Source organism: Massilia sp. Soil_C_3, assembly GCF_057657035.1.
This window is the reverse complement of the sequence record NZ_JBDGJG010000012.1, coordinates 45,515-66,674: the sequence shown is the minus strand read 5'-3', so window position 1 is coordinate 66,674 and position 21,160 is coordinate 45,515. Positions and strand designations below refer to the sequence as shown.

Sequence of the window (21,160 nt, the reverse complement as noted above, 5' to 3'; positions counted from 1 at the left end):
TTATTTCTCGACCATCTGGCGCATGCGGCGCCGCAGTTCGCGCTCGCGCTTCTCGTGCGCCGTCCAGTCCTCGCACACGGCGCGATGGAGCGAGACCATCATCAGCACGATGACCACCGTGAACGGCAGGGCGAACACGATGGTCGCCGTCTGCACCGCCTTCAGGCCGCCGGCCAGCAAGAGGCTGATCGCGATGCCGGCCACCAGGGCGCCCCACATCAGCTTGGACTTGTTCGACGGGTCCGGATTGCCGCCGCTGCTCATCATGCCCAGCACCAGCACCGCCGAGTCGCCCGAGGTGACGAAGAAGATCAGCACCAGCACCGTGGCCACGGCCGACATGATGGTGCCGAACGGCAGCGCGTCGAAGAGCGCGAACAGCGCGGTCGAGGTGTCGGCGCGCACCGCGTCCGAGATCGGGATGTGCTGCCAGATCTCCATGTGCAGCGCGGTGCCGCCGAAGATCGAGAACCAGACGAAGGCGGCCAGCGACGGCGCCAGCATGGTGCCGACGATGAACTCGCGGATCGTGCGCCCGCGCGAGACGCGCGCGATGAACAGGCCCACGAACGGCGACCACGAGATCCACCAGGCCCAGTAGAAGATGGTCCAGCTGCCGACCCAGGTGCTGTCGCGGAACGGCGTGGCGCGCAGGCTCATGCGCACGAATTCGGTCGCATAGCTGCCCAGGGTGCTCGTCAGGGTGTCGATGATGGCGACCGTCGGGCCGACCAGGAACACCACCAGCGCCAGGAGACCCGCCATGATCATGTTCACGTTAGACAGCAGCTTGACGCCGCGTCCCACGCCGCTGATCGCCGAGGTCAGGAACATGGCGGTGGCGACCAGGATGATGCCGATCTGGGCCATGTCGCTCACTGCCAGCCCGAATACCTTGTCCAGCCCGCTGTTGATCTGCAAGGCGCCGACGCCAAGCGAGCCGGCCACGCCAAAGGCGGTGGCCACCACCGCCAGGCCGTTGAACAGGCCCGACATGCGCGCGAAACCCTTCCACGGCAGCGCGCTGATGCTGCTGCTGACGAGGGCGCTGCCGCCGCGGCGGTACTGGAAGAAGGCGATGGCCAGCGCCACCGCGCTGTACACGGCCCACGGGTGGATGCCCCAGTGGAAGAAGGTGAAGCGCATTGCCACGCCGGCCGCTTCGGGCGTGCCCGACACGGTGCCGGGCGGCGCGTCGATGTAGTGCGAGATCGGCTCGGCCACGCCGAAGAACACCAGGCCGATGCCCATGCCGGCCGCGAACAGCATCGAGAACCAGCTGCCGATCGAAAACTCGGGTTCGTCGTCGTCGTCGCCCAGCTTGAGGTTGCCATAGCGGCTAAAGGCCAGGAACACGGCGAAGACGACCAGGCCCAGCACCATCCACAGGTAGAGCCAGCCGAAATTGCGGGTGATGGTAGCGAGGGCCGTGTCGAACACCGCCCCCATGGTGGCGGGCGAGATCACGCCCCACAAAACGATGGCAAGGATGAAACCCGCCGAGAGTGCTGTCTGCATGCTTTCTCCAGTAGACAGTAACGCGCGTCGGCGTTCTTAAGTTATGAAATAATTCATCATTGTAAGTGATTTAATCACTTATTGCAGCGCAGCAGGGCTTCTTACGTGATGATCGATCTTATACTTTTTGCACGAAAATGCATGTACAGTTGCGAAAACTCATACTGTTGTCGCAGATACACATAGTTCGCCATCCCAAGGCGTTTGGACGCATAATTGATTCAGTTTTGTAATGACATTATGCGATGTCCGCTCCCGCCCTTCACAGCGTATCTTCCATGCCACCCGCGCGCATCGACTCGCGGCCCGCCGGGCGGGCCACGGCGCGCGATTCGCGCCTGTACGAGGTGATGGACCTGATGCTCGATTCGGTCGGCGACCCGCTGGCCCTGGGCAGCCTGGCCGCCTCGGCCAGCTATTCGAGCTACCACTTCGACCGCATCTTCCGCGAACTCACCGGCTTCTCGGCGGTCGAGTACCAGCGCAAGCGCCGCCTGCGCCGCGCCGCCCACCTGTTGCGGCATGAGCCGGACGTGCCGGTCGGGCGCATTGCCCAGGACTGCGGCTTCCCATCCAACGCAGCCTTCTCCAAGGCCTTCCGCCAGCAGTTCGCGATGTCGGCCAAGGAGTGGCGCGACGGCGGCTGGCGCGCCTATATGGACGCCCAGGTCGGGCGCGAGAGCGACGTCAGTTTCTTCGTGGCCGAGCCAAGCAACCTGGCCGCCTTGCAGGCGCCCTATTGTCCGCCCGAACCGGGCAGCGTCGCCGCCCGCGTCACGGTGCGCAGCCTCCCCGCGGTGAGCCTGCGCTACCAGCGCTTCTTCGGCCAGTCGGGCGCCGCCCTGTCGCTGGCCTGCAATGCCTTCATCTGCGAGCGAGAACGCGCGGGCCTGGCGCGCGGCACGCCGTGGTATGGGGTGTTCGACGAGGATCCCGGTTTCACCGGCGAGCGCGAATACTGCTATGACTTCGGCTTTGGCGCCGAGGCGCCGGACGACGATCCGACGCTCGGCCTGCGCCTGCTGCCGGCCGGCAGCTACGCCTGTCTCGATTTCGACGGCGACTGGCCGCGCTTTCGCGCGATGTACGAGGACTGGCTCGAGCGCCAGGCGGTATGGCGGCTGGACGCCACCCGCCCCCACATCCAGAAGGTCGAGCGCGATGGCGCCGGGCTCTGGCGCGGCTGGCTGGCCCTGCCGGTCAAGAAGCGCTAGGCGCCGGGGTTAGCCGCATAAAGCGACTGAGGATCAGCACCGGCACGCTGGCCAACAGCACCCACAGGAAGAAGTCGCGGTAGCCCAGCGCCTGCTGGATGTCGCCGCTGATCGTGCGGAACAGCACGAAGCCCAGCTGCATGAAGCCGGTGCCCAGCGCATAGTGGGCCGCCTGGTAGCGGCCGCTGGCCACCACCTGCATGATGAACAGGATCACGCCGACGAAGCCGAAGCCGTAGCCGAACATCTCGATGCCCAGCAGGCCGACGATCAGCGGCATCGACTCGGGTTGCGCATGGCTCAGGTACCAGAAGGCGGCGTTCGGCAGGTTCATGGCCAGGATCAGGATCGGCAGCGCGCGCTTCAGGCTCAGCCAGGCCGTGAAATAGCCGCCCGCGATGCTGCCCACCAAAAAAGCGGCGGTGCCGACGGTGCCGTAGGCCCAGCCCACTTCGGCGGTGGTAAGCCCCAGGCCGCCGACCTCGCGCGCATCGCGCAGGAATAGCGGCCCGATCGACTGGATCTGCCCTTCGCCGGCGCGGAACAGGATGATGAACAGGATCGCCAGCAAGATGCCGGGTTTGGCGAAGAAGGTCTTGATCACATCCACCAGCGTGTGCCCGATGGCGCCCAGGCTGCGCGCCGCACCGCCCACCTTCGGCGTGGCCGGCAGCGCACGTATGTGATACAGCCCGAGCAGCGCCATCAGCCCGCCCAGCAGCAGGAATACCGTGGTCCAGGCGGCCTCGATGCCGAAGCGCTGTTCCAGCGCCCCCGCCAGGATCAGCAGGCCACCGAGCGAGATGAATTTGGCGGCATTGAAGAAGGCGCCCTGCCAGCCGGCATAAGCGGCCTGCTCGCGCGCATCGAGGCTGGCGATATAGATGCCGTCGGCGACGATGTCGTGGGTGCTGGAGGCCAGCGACACGATCGCCAGCAGCGCAATGCACAGGGCAAACCACATCGGCAGCTGCAGCGCCAGGGCCACCAGCGCCAGGCAGGCGCCGCCGATCAGCTGGCAGGCGACCACCGCCAGGCGCCGGCTGGGCGCGAGTTCCATGAACGGGCTCCACAGCGCCTTGAAGGCCCAGGCCAGGCCCAATAAACCGGTCCAGCGCGCGATCTGGTCGTTCGGCACGCCCATACTCTTGAGCATCTGGCCCGCCACCAGCGCCACCGCGTAGAACGGCAGGCCCTGGGCCAGGTACAGGGTCGGGACCCAGGACAGCGGATGGCGGCGCTGGATCTTGGCGACGGGAGCGTCGTTCATCGCGGTCATGGCAATTCCAGGTTCAGGGTGACGATGCGGCTGGCGCGGCCACGGGTGTCGACGCTGGCCAGCTTCACGATGCGGCTGCCGGCAAGCGCTACCTGCGCCGTGTAGCGCGGGCTGTGGGCGCCGGGATCGCTGCCATCCAGAGTGTAATGCACGGCCAGGCCCGGCAGGGCGATATTCGCACGCAGCCGCCCCTTCGCGATCACCGCGCCGGGCGGCGGCAGACGGTAGGCCCAGGGCTGCGGCTGGCGGTCCAGGCGCGGCAGCTCGCGCTGGGCGAGGCGGTTGGCGAATTCGTTCCAGTCGGCGGCCAGTTCATCGGGATGCTTCCAGCCCGGATCCGCGCTCCAGGCCCGTTCGGCCAGGCCGATCAGGCGCGGCAGCGCCAGGTACTCGACCCGCTCGCGCGAACGCGCATTCTCGCCCCACAACTGCCCTTGCAGGCCCTTGACGCGTTGGCGTCCGCCGGCGTCGAGCGGGGCCAGCGCCGCTATTTGCGCAAGGGTCGGCGCACGGCCCATTGCGTCATGCTGAGGCAGCAGCGGCGCATCGAGGGGCACCATGCCGAAGGGTTCACGGGTATCGACGAAGCCGGCCCAGTAATAACCCGGTTCCTGCGGATGCTTGGCGTAGGCGAAATCGAAGTACAGGCTGGCGGCGCTGGAGAGCACCACTTCGTGGCCGGCGTTGGCCAGGCGGTTGGCGCAGTCTTCCTGGCCTGAACCCCAGCCGTTGTTCCAGACGTAGACGTCCGAGTCCTGCCCTGCGCCGTTCGAGGTCAACGCGGTCTCTTCCCAGCCGCTGAAGGCGATGCCGTAACGCGCCAGGATCGCGCGGCAGCGCGCCTGGAAGTCGTCGCGCAACTGGCGCGCCTCCAGCCAGCCGTGTGCGCGCATGCGCGCCTGGCAGGCCGGTGAGCCGAGCCAGGCGCCGACCGGCACCTCGTCGCCGCCGGTGTGCAACACGCGCAAGGGCGCGCCGGCTTGCCGGTACAGCGCCGCGACCTCGGTGACCACGGTGTCGATGAAGCGGTCGACCGAGGGCAGCGCGATGCACATCACGTTGTCGTGCCACAGCTGCACCGATTCGTAGACCGAGGCGTCATCCGGATCGCTGAGCAGGTATTCCGCGGCGCCGGCGGCATCGCCCGCCGCCATCAGGCGCGCATGGCGCACCCGCATCGCCTCGACCGCCGCGCGCGCGTGGCCCGGCATATTGAATTCGGGGATCACCTCGATGTGCAGGCGCTGCGCGTGGCGCAGTATGGCCACGAATTCGTCGGCCGTATAGAAGCCGCTGCCGCCGGGCGCATGCGTGTCGGCCCCGGAGCCGAACGATGGCGGCAGGCAGGAAGATTCGCCCGGCGCGGGCACGCCGCGCCTGGCGCCGACCTCGGTCAGCTCGGGCAGCGCGGCGATCGCCAGGCGCCAGCCTTCGTCGTCGGTCAGGTGGAAGTGGAAGCGGTTGAGTTTATAGGCCGCCATGCAGTCGAGCAGGCGCAGCACGGTGTCAACGCTGGAAAAGTGGCGCGCCACGTCGAGCATCATGCCGCGGTAGGCGAAGCGCGGCGTATCCACGACCTTCCCGCATGGCAGCGCGCCGTCCTGCCCCAGGAGCTGGGCCAGGCTTTGCAGGCCGTTGAAGACGCCGTGCGCGCCGGCGCCGCGCACCAGGACGCGCTCGGGCGCGATTTCCATCAGATAGGCTTCGGCTTCCATCCCCGGATCGGTTTCGAGCACGATGCGGGCGCCGCCTTTGTCGTCGGGGAGCGTTGCCAGGAGCGAGCGCAGGAATGCCGACTCGTTGTCGAGGTCCGCGCCGCTGTCGATCGGCGTCGAGCGTCGGAGCACACAGCTGCGCGCATCGAAGCGCGCCATGCGCGGACGCGGCGTGATGCGGCCAACAGCCTCCTGGTCCAATAGCGACAGCGCCTCGTTCTGCGCGTGACGCCAGGCCGCATCGGCCGTTGGCAGCAAGTCGCCGCGCATACGATGGCGCTGCTCGGGCAGCACGAAGGGCGCGATCTCGGGATCGCCCAGGTCGAACGCCCTCCCCGCCGAATCCAGCAGATAGAAACCCAAGGGCGCATCGGTGATGCTGATCGCCCAGTGCAGGGACTCGTAGACGATCTCGTATTCCTGGCCGGGCAGCCATTCGCTCCCGTCGGGCAGCTCCAGGCTGAACAGGTCGCCGTTCAGGTGCGTGGCGCGAAAGCCCGCACTGACCGTCTCGGGCAGGATCTTGCGGCAGGTGTTGAAGCACAGGGTCCAGCCGGGCGCGATTGCATCCGGGCCGTCGTTGCGCAGCGTGAGCCGCGCCGTGAACGCGTCGTCGCGCGTGAAGTTGGAGAGGCATTCCCAGGCGATCGCGATCGCCGGGCCGCCGTCTGGTCGGTACGTCATGGGATGTATTCCAGGTTGGGGAGGCGCACGCGGCGCCTCCCCTTGGTGACTTACAGCTTGCCGCGCAGGCCGAGGTAGAAGGTGCGGCCGTTCGAGTAGAAGGCGCGCGGCCGGTCCTCGTTTTCGGCGTACATCTTGATGGTCTCGTTGGTGAGGTTCAGCGCATCGAAGGTCAGCGTCAGTTTATCCGTCAGCTTGACGTTGACCGAGGCCGCCAGCGACGGCATGTCGTCCACGTGCTGGCTGGCGCCGCGGTCCACGCCGGCCTTGTACTTCGAACGCCAGTTGTAGGCCAGGCGCGCCGAGAAGCGTTCGTTCTCGAAGTAACCGGTCACGTTATAGGTGTTCTTCGAGGAGTTGAGCAGCTCGCCGCCATCGTCCAGCTCACCGTCGGCATAGGTGTAGTTGACCAGCATGCCGAAGTTGTCCAGGAACGGCTGCTGCCAGCTCAGCTCCACGCCGCGGTTACGGCCGCTGGTGTTGTAGGGCGACGTGATCAGGTAGTCGGTGAAGGTCTCGCGCTTGTTGTTGTAGTAGTTGCCGGTCGCCGTGCCCTGGGCCACGATCGAGCGCAGGTCCATGTAGAACAGGCCGGCCGACAGCAGCGCCTTCGGCGCGTAGTACCACTCGGCGCCGATGTCGAAGTTGGTCGAGCGCACCGGGTCGAGGTTCACGTTGCCGCCGCTGCCGCTGAGGGCATCGTCGTTGAGCGAGACCGAGCCGCCCAGGGCGCTGTAGTCGGGCCGCGCAATGGTCTTGGCCAGCGCGGTGCGCAGGGTCAGGTCGGGCGTCACGTTGTACTTCAGGTTGGCGCTCGGCAGGTAGTCGCGGTAGGTGCGCTCGAAGGTGGTCGGGGTGTAGGGACCGAAGGCCGACCCAAGGATCGGCGTCGGGCCGCCCGGCAGGTTGACCACCGTGCGCTGGCGCGTTTCGATCGCGCGCAGGCCGATATTGCCGCTCCAGCCATCGCCGCCGAAGTCGACCATGCCGTACAGCGCCGTCGTCTTCTCGGCCACCTCGAACTCGTTCATCCAGTTATGGCGCAGCACGTAGTCGAGCAGGCGGTTGCCGGGGATCGCGCCCCAGGCGCCGAGCGCGGCGCCGTCGTACTTGAAGTAAGGGATGCCGCTGTAGCCGCCGATGTCGCTGCCGAAGTCGCCCGGGTACATCTGGCCGCTCCAGGCTGGCTGCGGATTGGTGAAGCCCACCGGGCCGGGACGGGTTTCGAGCGGATGCTCGGCGGTGCGCTTGTGGTCGGTCCAGCGCGCGCCGAAGCGCAGCGACTGGAAGGTCGGATTATCCAGGCGCAGCTCGCCATCGAGCTGGGCGTATTCTTCCTTGTCCACCGACTGCGATTCGCCGCCGCCGGCCCAGGCGGTCGAGCCGGGCACGGCGGTGTTGCCGCCGGGGTAGCTGACCGAGGCTGGGGACAGGCCGTTCAGGGCGTAGACCATGCCGCCATCGACGTTGTTCTGGTAGTAGACGTCGTCGCGGTCCCAACCCACGCCGTGGGTCTTGCCGACCTTGCCCGACAGGCTGAAACGCTCGCTGACGCGCCACTTGCCGTTGAAGTCGAGATACCACGATTCGCCGCCCGCATCCGGACGGTAGATATTGTCGACCTCGCCCGCATTGCGGGTGAATTCGGCGCCCACCAGGGTGCCGTTGCGCACCACCGGATTGATCGGGATGAGGCCCAGGCTGTTGATCGAGTTGGCCGGCGCCGCCAGCGAGTTGGTGTTCTGGTGCGGCGCTTCCAGTTTCGAATAGAAGCCGTTCAGGTCCAGGGTCAGGTCGCGGTTCGGGCGCACCTCGATGTCGAAGGCGCCGCCTTCGCGCTTCTTGGTCTGCTCGAACAGGGCGGCGCCGATAAAGGTCGGCACCACCACGCCGGCCAGCGCCGGATTGGCGATGGCCGCTGCGCTGGTCGCGCTGATAGGGGTATAGCCCAGGATTTCCTGGCCGTCGCGGCGTACGCTGGCCTTCTCGGAAAAGCCCTGGAGCAGGATGCCGGCGGTATTGGCGGCGTTCTTCCAGCTCACCAGGCCCGACAGGTGCGGCTCGGTCTTGCCCGACAGGTCGTTGTAGTTGGCCTGCACCGAACCCTCGACCGTCAGCTGCTGCTTGAAGTCGAGCGGGCGGCGCGTGATGACGTTGATGGCGCCCGAGACGCCGCCTTCGACCAGGTCGGCGGTGGGGCTTTTCTGGACCACGATCGAGCCAACCAGCTCGGACGGCAGCAGCGAGAAACTGCTGGAGCGGCCGACGTTGCCGCCGATCTGGTTCAGCACGAACCAATCGCCGGTGCTGATCGCATGGCCGTTGAACAGCGTCTGCTGCAGGCTGGGGCTGGTGCCGCGCAGGCTGACGCGGTCGTTCTCGCCGAAGCCGCCCTCGCCGCCGGCGGACGATTGCGTGTTCACGCCCGGCAGGCGCTGGATCGCATCGGCCACGTTTTTATCGGGCATCTTGCCGATGTCTTCGGCGGTCACGACCTCGACCACGGCGTCGGCGTTGCGCTTCTGGCGCAGCGACTGTTCGAGGGCGGCGCGCACGCCGGTCACCACCACCGTCTGCGGTCCGGCGATGGGCGCCTCTTGTGCCTGCGCCTGCGCCATCGACATCGCCACCCCTGCCACCGCCGCCGCAATCGCGGTGCGCTGATACTGCCGTGCCACAAAATCGTTCATGTGCCTCTCCAAAACCAGGTTGGTCGTTCTACACACCCTTGCGGTCGCGATGCTTCTGGACGTTCGGGCGTCTCTGTTTATGCATCGCATTCTGGATGCATCATGGACGCCATGTTTGTCAAATCTTGCTATCCAATCAGCGATTTTTCATCGGGATGACATCTGCATGTGGCAAGCTGGAGACGCACACGCCCCTGCCTGCCTGGGCCGACAAGCGGGCAAGCAGGAAGGAAATGTGGCGTGACTGAAGGTCAGGCCGCGGGGAGCGGCACCTTGGCCATGGCGCGCTTGAGCGCGTCGAAGCAGGCCGGGTCGAGCGCGGTCCCGACCGTCTTTTCCATCATCTCCAGCGCCTGGGGAATCGGGATGGCGCCGCGGTAAGGGCGCTCGGCGGTGATGGCATCGAAGATGTCCGCGGTGGTGATGATACGGGTTTCCAGGCGAATTTCTTCGGCCGCCAGGCCGCGCGGATAGCCGCCGCCGTCGAGCCGCTCGTGATGGGCGCCGGCGATCGCGGCCAGCTCGGAGAACGCCGCGATGCGGCCGAGGATGGTTTCGGTGAACTCGGCATGCTGGCGTACCGCATCCCACTCGGTGCGGTCGAGCGAGCCTGCCTTGTCGAGCACGCTGTTACTGACGCCGAGCTTGCCGACGTCGTGCAGCAGCGCACCACGCTTGAGCCAGCGGCGGCGCTGAGGCGACAGGCCGAGCGCTTCGCCGATCATGTCGGTGTACAGCGCAACCCTGGTGCTGTGGCCGCTGGTATAGGGACTCTTGGCATCGACCACCTGGCCGAAGGCGGCGGCGATATCGTCCAGGTAGTCCTCGTCGAGTGCGACCTCGTGGCCCGCAGGCTCCAGCGCCAGGATGGCGTGGTCGATCCCCGGGCTGGCCAGGATCTGCCAGAACGCATCGTCTTTGGCACAGGCTTCGAACGCCGCCACCAGGTGCGGATCGAACCAGGTGCCGGCCCGCGCGCCGGCTTCGCGCAGCGCCGCCGCGCGCCCGCCGGCGGTATGGAACACGTCGATCACCTGGGCCAGCAGGGCGATGCGCGCAATGACCGGGATGGATTCGCCGACGAGCTGGTCCGGCTTGCCCTTGCCGTTGAAATGTTCGTCGAGCGAATAGATGCCTTGCGCCACGCCCTCGGGGAAACGCAGCAGGCGCGCGATGTCCGCGCCGCGCTGGCAGCGCGTGGCGATCAGGCCCTGTGCGATCTCGGGACCGTCGCGCAGGATCGTCATCACGCTGCGAAAGCGTTCCGCCAGCCCGGCCTTCAGCCCGGTGTGCTTGAGCACGAAGCCAAGCACCTGGGGCAGGCTATCCCCCACGGTCTTGAAATCGCGCTTGAAGTCCAGGTCGTCGGTGAGATAGAGCTCGCAGATGCGGGCCGCGTTGCTGCTGCAGCCGAGATCCTTCAGCAGCAGCGCGTAATACAGCTCCCACAACCGCGGCTCGGAAAGGCCGGCGGCGCGGCCGACGTGCATGCCGATCCAGCAACAACGTACGCAATGTCCCGCCGGCTGGCCCTCGGTGATGTCGAGTGCATAGCTTAACGCCCCGATCAGTTCGGACAGTTTCATGGCGCTTGGCAGCAGGGTTTCCGACGGCACGGCGAGCGGCTTCATTTTAATTCCGGTATGCAATAAGAGTGGATACTAAGCCATAAAAGTCGGTGTGCGCACGCCCGCCACCAGAAATCCCCTGCGATGCGGCAAGGACGCCACATCGTGCTCCCTGCTTCGTGTCTGCGCGCTAGACTGGCTTTTACAATCGACGGAAATCGGTGGATTTGGTCATGCGCGGCGCAACGAACGGCAGCTCGACTTCGCTCTGGATGGACACCGCCACGGTGCCCGTCTTCCCTGCCCTCTCGTGGGGGCGCAGGAAGCCCAGGTGTGCGTGATCGGCGCCGGTATCGCCGGCCTCACCGCCGCCTACCTGCTGGCGCTTGAAGACAAGGACGTGATCGTCATCGACGCGCTCGGCGTCGGCGCCGGCGAAACCGGCCGCACCACCGCCCATTTCTTCCCGCCCGACGAGTGGTACCACGGCATCGAGCGCCGCTTCGGCCGCGCCCAGGCGCGCCTGGTGGCGGGCAGCTATGCCCACGCCCTGCAGACGGTCGAATCCATCGTGCGCACCGAAGGCATCGCCTGCGAGCTCGAGCATCTGGACGGCTACCTGGTGGCCAGGGATGCGGGCGACGGACCGCGGCTCGAACGCGAATGCGACGCCGCGGTGCGCGCCGGCGTGCAGGCCGAGATGGTCGCCGGCGTGCCGGACCTGGGGTTCGAGACCGGCCCCGCCGTACGCTATCCGGGCCAGGCCCAGTTCCATCCGCTCAAATACCTCGACGGCCTGGCGCGCGCCTTCATCCGGCGCGGCGGCCGCATCCACGGCGCCAGCCACGCCCGCCGTATCCGCGGCGACCACCGGCGCCAGGTCGTGTCCCTCGAGCATGCCGAGATCCGGGCCCGGGACGTGGTGGTGGCCACGCACACGCCGTTCAACGACCGCGTCGTGATGCACACCAAGCAGGCCGGCTACCGCAGTTATGTGATCGGCCTGCGCGTGCCGCACGGCACGCTGCCGCACCTGCTGCTATGGGATCTTGGCAGTCCCTATCACTATGTGCGGCTGGCGTCCGGCATCGACGGCGACGAGGTGCTGGTGGTGGGCGGGGCCGACCACAAGACGGGCCAGGACGCGCATCCCGGCCACCGCTACGACGAGCTCGAACGCTGGGCTCGCGCGCGCTTTCCGATGGCGCGCGAACTGGCCTGGCGCTGGTCGGGCGAGGTGATGGAACCGAGCGATGGCCTGGCCTTCCTGGGCCGCAATCCGATGGACGACGACAACGTCTACCTGATCACGGGCGACTCCGGCAACGGCATGACCCACTGCACCATCGGCGCGATGCTGGTGACCGACCTGATCATGGAGCGGCCGAATCCCTGGACTGCGCTGTACGACCCGGTGCGCAAGCCCGTGCACGGGTTCGGGGAATTCGCCAGCGCACAGGCGCATGTGGCGGCGCGCTACGGCGACTGGCTGCGCGGCGGCGAAGTCGATTCGGTGCAGGCGATCCCGCCCGGCGAAGGCGCGGTGCTGCGCGACGGCTTGCGCCGCGTGGCGGTCTATCGCGATCCTGACGGGGAACTGCATGCGCTGTCGGCCAGGTGCACCCATCTCGGTTGCGCGGTGCACTGGAACGGCGCCGAGCAGTCATGGGACTGCCCCTGTCACGCCTCGCGTTTCGATATCGAGGGCAATGTGCTGCACGGCCCGGCGCCAACGCCGCTGGCGAAGGTCGCGCTGGCGCCCGGCGATCCCTTCCCGCCGCAGGACAGGCGCGGCGGCGCGCGGCGCGGCATGCGCTGAGCGAAGGGAAACTGGAAGCACAAATGCGAACACCAGCGCGAGCCGGTGTTCGGGATGGCGGCCGGGGATACCGCCCTTACTGCCTGAAGCGCTATCAGCTGGCTCAGTAGCCGCGGCCGGTGGTGCCGGTGGTGCCAGTCGTACCGGTGGTGCCAGTCGTACCGGTGGTGCCGGTGGCGCCAGTCGTACCCGTGGTGCCGGTCGACGTGCCGGTGCGGCCGGTGTCATCCATGGTGCCGGTGGAACCGCTGGTGCCCGTGCCCAGCGAACCGCTCGAACCGCTGGTGGTGCCCGTAGTGCCGGTCGTACCCGTAGTGCCGGTCGTACCCGTGGTGCCCGTGGTGCCGGTCGTGCCCGTCACGCCCGAGGTACCGGTAGTGCCGGTGGCGCCTGACGTGCCGCTGCTGGTGCCGGTTTTGCTGCGGCGGTCACGGTCACGCTGCTCTTGCGGATCGGTGCTTTGCATGCTGCCGGTCGCGCCGGTCGACGAGCTGCCGCTGGTCTGGTCGCGCATGGTGCCGGTCTGGCTGGTGCCGGTGGTGCTGCCGATCTGGCCCGACTGGCCGGTGGCCGACGTGCCGGTGGTGCTGGTTTGTGCATGGACCGCAGTGGCGCCGAACATGGCGGCGGCAACCGAAGCGCTGAGCATTCCTTTGAGTAGCGTATTCATTTTCATGGTGTTCTCCTCAATGTAACTAATATGTCAGGGGCGGTACCCGGCGCAAATGCCATAGTTGGTGGCGTGGTGCGTCGAGTGAGGAGTCCAGTTTACGGACAAGCTACGGATGGGAGCGCACGGTAGCCGCGCGGAAATACATCATCGTCTTTTATTTTCTTTTATCTTGGCGCCATCTTTCGCTTATTGCAGAGCTCTCAGAGCGGCCTGCGCAGAGAGCGTGCCGAGCTCTGTATAGAGCGGCAGCACCACGCTGCGATCGTCCGGGTAGACCCGGTTCGACAGGAAAACATAAAAGCTTTGTGACTGCGGATCGACCCACAGGATGCAGCCGGTGAACCCGGTATGGCCATAACTGCCGACCGGATAGAGATTGCCGCGCGGACGCTTGGCATATGGCGAGTCGATGTCCATGCCCATTCCCCGCAGCGCCGCGATGCCCGGCGGCGATTGCACCGTCGTCAGCAGGCGCACGCTGTCCGGCTTCAATATCCGCACACCATCCAGCACGCCATTGCCCAGCAGCATGCGGCCGAAGCGGGCGACGTCGCCCACGGTCGAGAATACGCCGGCCGAACCCGCCACGCCGCCCATGCGACGCACGGTCGGATCGTGCACCACGCCCTGCAGCGGCGCGCCCGGCTCCAGGTCGCCGTGGGCCGTCGGCAGCTGCGCAGCCTCGCTGGCGCCGCGCTGGGTCGGGGCGATGCGCGCCGCCGGCATGCGTTCCAACGGGCGGTAGCCGGTGTCACGCATGCCCAGTGGGAAAAAAATGCGCTCCTGGGCGAAGCGGTCGAGCGGCATGCCCGCCGTGCGCTCGACGAGCAGGCCCAGCAGGATGTAATTGATGTCCGAGTAGCGAAAGAAACTGCCCGGCGGATGGGTTACCGACTGCCCGCAGGCCAGCGACAGCGCCGCCGTCTGCCCCTGCCACGCCGGTTTCGCCGGCAGGCCCGACTGCAGGCCCGACACATGCGTCAGCAAGTGCCGGATCGTGATCGCCTGCTTGCCCCCGCCGTCACATTCCGGGAAATAGCGTATGAGCGGCGCCTCGAGGTCGATCTTGCCCTCCTCGGCCAGCATGAGCACCGCGGGCGCCGTCACCAGCACCTTGCTCAGCGACGCGACGTCGAACACCGTGTCCTGCGCGACGGCGGCGGCGCTTTCTTCATAGTCGAGCTTGCCGTAGGCGCGCTGGTATTGCGCGGCGCCGCGTTCGAGGTGGTATACCGCGCCCGGCAGCTTGCGGGCGACGATCGCGGCATCGATGGCGTGATCGATCGCAGCCACGCGTTCAGGATTGAATTGGGGTTCGACGGTCATGGCGATCGGCTGATGGACACAGCCGACGAGCAGCATGGCGGCGGGAAATAGACGAAAAAAGTGTTTTGACATCATGAAGAAATACTAACCCAAGCGGCGAACCCGGCGTTTTTGGGTGGCCGCGCACGCGCTTTTTCGCATCGGCGTATCATGGATCCATGATTCCTTTCTCGATACTTGACCTCTCGCCGATCGCTGAAGGCAGCGATGCGGCCACCTCGTTCCAGCGCTCGCTCGACCTCGCACAACATGGCGAACGCTGGGGTTACAACCGCTTCTGGCTGGCCGAACACCACGGGATGCCGGGCATTGCCAGCGCCGCCACCGCGGTGCTGATCGGCCACGTGGCGGCCGGCACCTCACGCATTCGCGTGGGCGCCGGCGGCATCATGCTGCCCAACCATTCGCCGCTGGTGATCGCCGAACAATTCGGCACGCTGGAGGCGCTGCATCCGGGCCGGATCGACCTCGGCCTTGGCCGCGCGCCCGGCTCGGACCACACCACGGCGCGCGCCCTGCGCCGCAACCTCGCATCGGATGCCGACGAATTCCCGCAAGACGTCGTGGAGCTGATGGATTATTTCGCCGGCTCGACCCGCCGCCCGGTGCAGGCCGTGCCCGGCGCCGGCCTGGACGTGCCGGTGTGGATCCTCGGTTCGAGCCTGTTCGGCGCCCAGCTGGCGGCCCACCTCGGCCTGCCGTACGCATTCGCCTCGCACTTCGCGCCGCAGATGATGATGCAGGCGATCGATATGTACCGCAGCAACTTCCGTCCATCGGAACAGCTCGACAAGCCCTACATCATGCTGGGCTTTAACGTGTTCGCCGCGGATACCGACGAAGAGGCGCACTTCCTGGCGACCTCGATGCAGCAGGCCTTCGTGAACCTGCGCACCGGCCGCCCGAGCAAGCTCAAGCCGCCGGTGAGCGGCTACCTGGAAGCGCTCGATCTCCCGGAACGCATGATGCTCGACAGCGTGCTGTCGTGCTCGGCAATCGGCTCGCGCGTGACGGTGGCCCACCAGCTGCGCGCCTTCATCGAGAAGACCAAGCCGGACGAGCTGATGATCACTTCGCAGATCTACGACCACGCGGCGCGCCTGCGCGCCTACGAGATCACGGCGGATATCCAGCGCGCGGGTTGATGCCCTCGGCCGGCGTCACGCGGCGCCGGTTCCCGCCTGCAACACGTCGATCAGGGTGCGCGTCGAGCGCACCCGCCCCATCTTCGGAAAAATCTTCTCGCACGCGAAACGGTGGGCATCGGCATCGAAGCTGCTCATCGCATCCTCGGCGAATACCAGCTTGAAGCCGAAGTCGTAGGCCGCGCGCGCGGTCGATTCGACGCCGAAATTGGTGGCGATGCCGCCCATGACCAGCGTGTCGATGCCGCGCCGCCGCAGCTGCTGCTCGAGTTCGGTGCCATAGAAGGCGCCCCACTGGCGCTTGACGATGACGAGGTCTTGCGCCTCGACGCCGGCTTCCGGCGCCAGCCACGATGCGTCGGGCGGCGCCGCCGGCGCGCCCTGCGGACGCAGCGGAGAGTCAGCCGGCACTTGCGGCAATTCGTTCAATAACACGTGCACGTAGATGACCAGGCCGCCGCGTTCGCGCATCTCTTGCGCCAGCAGCACGCAGTTGCCTACCACGTCCTCGGCGCCATGCGGCGCGAGCTCGTGCTTGACGTTGCTGTTCTGAAGATCGATCAGGACCAGCGCGGTATGCGCCGGGTCCAGTGTGAGTTGTTGGTCCATGGGCTTCCTCCTGCCCATAGTGTCCCCGAAACCCGGCATGCCCGGCGCACAGGCAGGGCCGGGCCGCGCAGGCATGTGCTACGACAACATTACGGCAGCGGCTTGCCGTCCACGTCGATGCGGCGTACCTCGCCCAGGTTCAGGGCGCGGATGTCCTTCTCGACCTTGGCCATGTCGCCCACCACCACCCACACCAGCCGATCGGCCACGAAGCTGCGCGCAGCCAGGGCATTGGCCTGCTGCGGCGTGAGCGCCAGCGCCTTTTCGGTATAGGTGTTGAAGTAATCCTCGGGCAAGCCATACTGCAGGATCGTGGAGTAGGCCCCGGCCAGTTGGCCCGCGGTCTCGAAGCTGCCCGGCAGGCGCAGGGTTTTATTGTCCTGCGCGAACTTGAGCTCTTCGTTTGCGATTGGCTTGGCGCCGGCGATATTGCGGTACTCGCCCACCAGTTCCTTGAGCGCATCGCCGGTCTTGTCGGTCTGCACCGGCGAGATGCTCACGAACTGGCGCTGGCCGATCGCCGGCGACACCTGGCTGCGCACGCCATACGACCAGTGCTTGTCTTCGCGCAGGTTCATATTGATGCGCGAGCTGAAGGTGCCGCCGAACACGTCGTTGACGAGTTCCAGCGGCAGCGCCTCGGGGCTGTTGCGCGGCGGCGCCAGCTGGCCGCCCAGGATCACGCTCTGCAGCGCGCCGGGACGGTCGACCAGGTAGACCACCGGCGCGGCGCGCGGCGCCACTTCGGCAATCGCTTTCTTCGGCACGTCACCGGCTTTCCAGGCGCCAAACGCTTTCTCGAGCATCGGCTTGATCTCGGCCAGCGTGGTGTCGCCCACGACCAGCAGGGTGGCGTTGTTCGGCTTGAACCAGGTCGCATGGTACTTGGCCAGGTCGGCGCGGGTCATGCGCTTGACGGCGTCCTCGGTGCCGCTGCCGGTGCCCGGCTTGGCGTACACGTGATCCTGGCCGTACAGCAGCGCCGGCGCCACGCGCATCGCGATCGATTGCGGATCGGATTTTTCGCGCGCGATCGCGGCCAGGCGGTCTTGCTGCAGGCGCGCGAACTCGTTCTGCGGGAAGGCGGGGTTGAGCACCAGGTCCGAATACAGGTTCAGCGCCTGCGGCAAGGTGGCCTTGAGCGCGTTCATGGAAACGAAGGCGCCGTCGAGGTTGGTGCCGGCGCCGAAGCTCGCGCCCAGGCTTTCCAGTTCTTCGCCGATCTGCAGCGACTTGCGGCTGCCCGTGCCTTCTTCGAGCATGCGCAGGGCCAGGCTGGCCACGCCGGGCATGTCGGCGCTATCCGAGGCGTAGCCGCTGTCGACCAGCATCTGCAGGTTGACGATCGGCGCCTCATGACGTTCGGCCAGCACGACCTTCAGCCCGTTCGACAGGGTGGTGCGCTGCATCGGCGGCAGCTTGAGCGACATCGCCTTGCCGGTGTCCGGCGCCTTGCTGCGGTCCAGGCCGGTTTGCGTGGCGGCCAGGCCGGTCGGGAACGGGTCGATCTGCAGCACGAAGTCGCCGTCGCTGAGCCAGTCGTTCATGGCCTTCTTCACCATGGCCGGGGTGGCGTCCTTGATCCGCTGCAGATAGACCTTGTAGCAGTCCGGATTGCCGGTATAGGTTTCGCACGAAGCCAGCAGGTCGCTCTTGCCGCCGAAGCCGCCGACGCGCTCGATCATGCGCGTGTACTGGGCCAGGGTCGCGGTCTTGGCCAGGCGCAGTTCGGCCTCCGTGGGGCCGCTCTTCATCAGCGCGCGCAGTTCTTCGTCGGCGATGCGTTCCATCTTCCTGACGTCGCCGCCCGGACGCGCGGTCAAGGTCATGCTGAACTGGCCGCCGATCTCGGACGAGCTGTCGCTTGCGGTGGCGCTGGTGGCCAATTGATCCTGATACACCAGGCGTTTATAGAGGCGCGAGGTCTTGCCGCCACCCAGCACGCGCGCGGCCAGGTCGAGCAGCGCTTCCTCTTGCGTGTGCGCGCCCGGCACGTTCCAGGTGCGATAGATGCGCGATTGCGGCACGCGGTCCTGCGCCACCGTGCGGTGGGTGCCGGTGCGCTTGGCGATCCAGGCGTCATGCTTGGCCAGCGGCGGGCCCGGTGGGATAGCGCCATAGTATTGCTCGACCTTCTTGCGCGCTTCTTCCGGCGAGATATCGCCCGACAGCACAAGCACCGTGTTGTTCGGGCCGTAGTTCTGCTTGAACCAGTCCTGCACGTCGGTCATCGAGGCCGCGTCGAGGTCTTCCATCTTGCCGATCACGGTCCAGGAATACGGGTGGCCGGCCGGGTAGGTATTGGTCGTCAGGAGTTCCCAGGCGATGCCATAAGGCTGGTTCTCGTACTGGCGCTTCTCGTTCTGCACCACGCCGCGCTGGATGTCGAGCTTCTTCTTGTCGACCGTGCCCAGCAGATGGCCCATGCGGTCGCTCTCGGCGAACAGCGCATAGTCGAGCATCGAGGTCGGCACGTTCTGGAAGTAATTGGTGCGGTCCTGGTTCGTCGTGCCGTTGAGGTCGGTCGCGCCGATGCGCTCCATCGCGTTCAGGTAGGTATGGTTGAAGTTGTCGCTGCCGCTGAACATCAGGTGTTCGAACAGATGGGCGAAGCCGGTCTTGCCCACTTTCTCGTTCTTGGAGCCGACGTGGTACCAGGTATTGATCGCCACCACCGGCGTCTTGCGGTCTTCGTGGACCAGCACCGTCAGCCCGTTCTTGAGCGTGAACTTGGTGTACTTGATATCCGGGATCGGGATGTCCGGCACAGCGGCCGGTTTTACCGGCGCGGCCTGGAGGGAAGACGTGCCAAACGCAAGCGCCAGCGCTGCGGCCAGGCCGATGGTGCGACGAACGGAAACTGCCATGCTGCTCCTCCTGAAGGGGTCGGGACGGGAATGAAACGCGCAAGGCGCGCCTCAGGGACGCGCCTTGCAAACATTCATTCTAGGCAGGTTTCACGTTGTCAACAAACGAAAACATGATGCATACGCAAGGTTGACGCAACATCATGCATCGCGCATCACTTGGGGACGATGCGCAGCAGGCTGCCCTTGGCTTCGTCCGTCAGTACGTACAGCGCGCCGTCCGGACCCTGGCGCACGTCGCGCACGCGCTTGCCAACCGGCAGCAGTTCCTGGGCCGTGACCTTGCCCTGGGCGTCGAGTTGCACGCGGCGCACGTCCTGGCCGGCCAGGCTGCCGCTGAACAGGCTGCCCTGCCATTGCGGGAAGGATTTACCCGTATAGAAAGCCAGGCCCGACGGCGCCGGCGACGGCGTCCACACGACGATCGGCTGCTCCGTGCCCGGCACCACCTTCATGCCGATCGGCTCACGCGTGCCGTAGTCGAGCGTATAGCTTTGCAGCGGCCAGCCGTAGTTCTTGCCGGCCTCGATCACATTGATCTCGTCGCCGCCGCGCGAGCCGTGCTCGTTGGCGTAGACGCGGCCGCTCTTCGGATCGCGCGCCAGGCCCTGCACGTTGCGGTGGCCGTAGCTGTAGATCTCGGGGCGGGCATTGTCCTTGCCGGCGAATGCGCCCTTGCCGACCGGCTGGCCGGCGTCCGTCAGGTGCAGGATCTTGCCAGTGTGCGAAGCCAGGCTCTGGGCCTGGTCGCGCGCCAGCATATTGCCGATGCGCTGAGGCGTATTGCCGCCGTCGCCAATGCTCATCAGGATGGTGTTATCGGGCAGGAACAGGATGCGCGAGCCGAAGTGCTGGCCGCCGCTCTTGCCGAGATTGACCGCGAACAGTTGCTTTATGCCGGTCACGCGCTTGCCGTCGAACACGCCCTGCACCAGCACGGTCCGGTTCTCATCGTCGGTGCCGCTGGACATCGTCAGGTAGATGCGCGGATTGGTTTTATCGGCGGGGTGGACCGCGATGTCGAGCAGGCCGCCCTGGCCGCTGGCGTACAGGTTCGGCAAACCGTCGAGAGGAATTTGCTCGAAGTTCTTGCCGTTCAAGACATGCAGCGTGCCCTGCTTGCCGGTGACCAGCATGCGGCCATCCGGCAGCCAGGCCATGCCCCAGGGTTGCGGCGCGCCGGTGGCGACCGTTTCGAGCTGCCAGCCCTTGGCGAGCGGCGGCTTGTCGACCGGCGTTACCTCTTGCGCCACGGCGGCCACACCGACCGTTGCCAGTGTGGCGGCCAGAACCAGTTTTTTGCTCAAGAACTTCCTGACAATACTCGGCATGACTTCCTCTCTTAAAAAGCGTTAAACAGTTGACATCGTAGCTGATTCGCCTCAATTTGCGACATTTTATCTGCACGATTACGGCAATCGGCGTATCATTGATGGTTCACTGAACCAGCGTAAGGACTTCCTTCAATGATCCAGCGACGCTCCTTCCTCAAGAGCTCCCTCCTCCTCGCTTCATCCTCCCTCGCCCTCCCAACCCTTGCCAAGAATACATCACCTGATAGTAGTATCCTGTCCGGCGAGTGCTGCCTGCGTTTCTATAACACGCATACCGGCGAGAAGCTGACGAGCACGTTCTGGGCCGAAGGCGAGTTCGATCAGGGCGCCCTGAAAGACATCAATAAAGTGCTGCGCGACCACCGCAGCAACAAGATTGCCGAGATCGATCCACAACTGCTGCTGCTGCTCGGCCAGCTCAATGGCAAGCTCGACAACAGCAAGGAACTGCACATCATCTCGGGCTACCGCGCGCCGGAATCGAACGCCTTCCTGCGTGGTCACGGCAGCGGCGGTGTAGCCAAGCGCAGCCTGCACATGGAAGGCAAGGCGATCGACATCCGCCTGCCTGGCACCGACCTGCGCAACCTGCAGAAAGCGGCGATGTCGCTCAAGGGCGGCGGCGTGGGCTATTACGCCAGCTCGCAGTTCGTCCACATGGATACCGGCCGCGTCCGGTATTGGTAAGACCTTGACGCGGCAGATCGTCCGCGTTGTTG

Annotated in this window: 14 protein-coding genes; 4 read left to right on the top strand and 10 right to left on the bottom strand. The window is 66.3% G+C overall.

The genetic code is table 11. The features are described from left to right. The gene (locus AC3A6F_RS22600) at window positions 1-1,518 is read right to left on the bottom strand and encodes a BCCT family transporter (RefSeq protein ID WP_487685300.1); all 1,518 of its coding nucleotides are present in this window, start codon (window positions 1,516-1,518) and stop codon (window positions 1-3) included. Between the two features lie 278 nt (window positions 1,519-1,796). Between AC3A6F_RS22600 and AC3A6F_RS22595 the strand changes: the two genes are divergently transcribed. Further along, entirely contained in the window at window positions 1,797-2,732 is a 936-nt protein-coding gene (locus tag AC3A6F_RS22595; RefSeq protein ID WP_487685298.1) for a helix-turn-helix domain-containing protein, read from the top strand. Here AC3A6F_RS22595 and AC3A6F_RS22590 read toward each other — a convergent pair. From AC3A6F_RS22590 to AC3A6F_RS22575, 4 genes are all read right to left on the bottom strand, one after another. Continuing rightward, on the bottom strand, window positions 2,719-4,011 hold the full coding sequence (locus AC3A6F_RS22590) for an MFS transporter (RefSeq protein WP_487685295.1): 1,293 nt from the start codon (window positions 4,009-4,011) through the stop codon (window positions 2,719-2,721). The two genes, AC3A6F_RS22595 and AC3A6F_RS22590, sit on opposite strands and share 14 nt — an antisense overlap. Continuing rightward, complete coding sequence (locus AC3A6F_RS22585) at window positions 4,008-6,410, bottom strand: family 20 glycosylhydrolase (protein WP_487685292.1); 2,403 nt, start codon at window positions 6,408-6,410, stop codon at window positions 4,008-4,010. The genes AC3A6F_RS22590 and AC3A6F_RS22585 overlap by 4 nt, the downstream gene beginning before the upstream one ends. Window positions 6,411-6,460: 50 nt before the next feature. Continuing rightward, entirely contained in the window at window positions 6,461-9,100 is a 2,640-nt protein-coding gene (locus AC3A6F_RS22580; protein ID WP_487685289.1) for a TonB-dependent receptor, read from the bottom strand. Window positions 9,101-9,351: 251 nt separating this feature from the next. Continuing rightward, window positions 9,352-10,731: an HD-GYP domain-containing protein gene (locus AC3A6F_RS22575; RefSeq protein ID WP_487685286.1), complete on the bottom strand. Its 1,380-nt coding sequence runs from the start codon at window positions 10,729-10,731 to the stop codon at window positions 9,352-9,354. A 247-nt stretch (window positions 10,732-10,978) separates the two neighbouring features. Between AC3A6F_RS22575 and AC3A6F_RS22570 the strand changes: the two genes are divergently transcribed. Continuing rightward, complete coding sequence (locus AC3A6F_RS22570; protein ID WP_487685283.1) at window positions 10,979-12,487, top strand: FAD-dependent oxidoreductase; 1,509 nt, start codon at window positions 10,979-10,981, stop codon at window positions 12,485-12,487. Window positions 12,488-12,590: 103 nt separating this feature from the next. On the opposite strand, the gene AC3A6F_RS22565 is transcribed toward AC3A6F_RS22570, so the two are convergent. Together AC3A6F_RS22565 and AC3A6F_RS22560 are read right to left on the bottom strand one after the other, a co-directional pair. Further along, the gene (locus tag AC3A6F_RS22565; RefSeq protein WP_487685281.1) at window positions 12,591-13,163 is read right to left on the bottom strand and encodes a hypothetical protein; all 573 of its coding nucleotides are present in this window, start codon (window positions 13,161-13,163) and stop codon (window positions 12,591-12,593) included. Between the two features lie 183 nt (window positions 13,164-13,346). After that, a complete protein-coding gene (locus AC3A6F_RS22560) occupies window positions 13,347-14,486 on the bottom strand; it encodes a serine hydrolase domain-containing protein (protein WP_487685278.1) in 1,140 nt (379 codons plus the stop codon). A gap of 158 nt (window positions 14,487-14,644) precedes the next feature. On the opposite strand from AC3A6F_RS22560, the gene AC3A6F_RS22555 reads away from it, so the two are divergent. Continuing rightward, window positions 14,645-15,631: an LLM class flavin-dependent oxidoreductase gene (locus AC3A6F_RS22555; RefSeq protein WP_487685275.1), complete on the top strand. Its 987-nt coding sequence runs from the start codon at window positions 14,645-14,647 to the stop codon at window positions 15,629-15,631. 15 nt (window positions 15,632-15,646) lie between these two features. On the opposite strand, the gene AC3A6F_RS22550 is transcribed toward AC3A6F_RS22555, so the two are convergent. From AC3A6F_RS22550 to AC3A6F_RS22540, 3 genes are all read right to left on the bottom strand, one after another. After that, a complete protein-coding gene (locus tag AC3A6F_RS22550; RefSeq protein WP_487685271.1) occupies window positions 15,647-16,240 on the bottom strand; it encodes an isochorismatase family protein in 594 nt (197 codons plus the stop codon). Window positions 16,241-16,329: 89 nt separating this feature from the next. Next, on the bottom strand, window positions 16,330-19,107 hold the full coding sequence (locus AC3A6F_RS22545) for a M16 family metallopeptidase (RefSeq protein ID WP_487685268.1): 2,778 nt from the start codon (window positions 19,105-19,107) through the stop codon (window positions 16,330-16,332). A gap of 155 nt (window positions 19,108-19,262) precedes the next feature. Next, window positions 19,263-20,414 (bottom strand): PQQ-dependent sugar dehydrogenase, encoded by a 1,152-nt coding sequence (locus AC3A6F_RS22540; protein ID WP_487685265.1) that lies wholly within the window; start codon window positions 20,412-20,414, stop codon window positions 19,263-19,265. 159 nt (window positions 20,415-20,573) lie between these two features. Here AC3A6F_RS22540 and mepK point away from each other — a divergent pair, with 159 nt between their 5' ends. Next, window positions 20,574-21,128: a peptidoglycan L,D-endopeptidase MepK gene (gene mepK, locus AC3A6F_RS22535; protein WP_487685262.1), complete on the top strand. Its 555-nt coding sequence runs from the start codon at window positions 20,574-20,576 to the stop codon at window positions 21,126-21,128. The last annotated feature ends 32 nt before the right edge of the window (window positions 21,129-21,160 follow it).

What these genes read in the sequence shown, in the direction of transcription:
- AC3A6F_RS22590 (WP_487685295.1), bottom strand. Translation starts at nt 4,011, where the DNA reads ATGACCGCGATGAACGACGCTCCCGTCGCCAAGATCCAGCGCCGCCAT.
- AC3A6F_RS22575 (WP_487685286.1), bottom strand. Translation starts at nt 10,731, where the DNA reads ATGAAGCCGCTCGCCGTGCCGTCGGAAACCCTGCTGCCAAGCGCCATG.
- AC3A6F_RS22550 (WP_487685271.1), bottom strand. Translation starts at nt 16,240, where the DNA reads ATGGACCAACAACTCACACTGGACCCGGCGCATACCGCGCTGGTCCTG.
- AC3A6F_RS22545 (WP_487685268.1), bottom strand. Translation starts at nt 19,107, where the DNA reads ATGGCAGTTTCCGTTCGTCGCACCATCGGCCTGGCCGCAGCGCTGGCG.
- AC3A6F_RS22580 (WP_487685289.1), bottom strand. Translation starts at nt 9,100, where the DNA reads ATGAACGATTTTGTGGCACGGCAGTATCAGCGCACCGCGATTGCGGCG.
- AC3A6F_RS22595 (WP_487685298.1), top strand. Translation starts at nt 1,797, where the DNA reads ATGCCACCCGCGCGCATCGACTCGCGGCCCGCCGGGCGGGCCACGGCG.
- AC3A6F_RS22565 (WP_487685281.1), bottom strand. Translation starts at nt 13,163, where the DNA reads ATGAAAATGAATACGCTACTCAAAGGAATGCTCAGCGCTTCGGTTGCC.
- AC3A6F_RS22600 (WP_487685300.1), bottom strand. Translation starts at nt 1,518, where the DNA reads ATGCAGACAGCACTCTCGGCGGGTTTCATCCTTGCCATCGTTTTGTGG.
- mepK (WP_487685262.1), top strand. Translation starts at nt 20,574, where the DNA reads ATGATCCAGCGACGCTCCTTCCTCAAGAGCTCCCTCCTCCTCGCTTCA.
- AC3A6F_RS22585 (WP_487685292.1), bottom strand. Translation starts at nt 6,410, where the DNA reads ATGACGTACCGACCAGACGGCGGCCCGGCGATCGCGATCGCCTGGGAA.
- AC3A6F_RS22560 (WP_487685278.1), bottom strand. Translation starts at nt 14,486, where the DNA reads ATGACCGTCGAACCCCAATTCAATCCTGAACGCGTGGCTGCGATCGAT.
- AC3A6F_RS22555 (WP_487685275.1), top strand. Translation starts at nt 14,645, where the DNA reads ATGATTCCTTTCTCGATACTTGACCTCTCGCCGATCGCTGAAGGCAGC.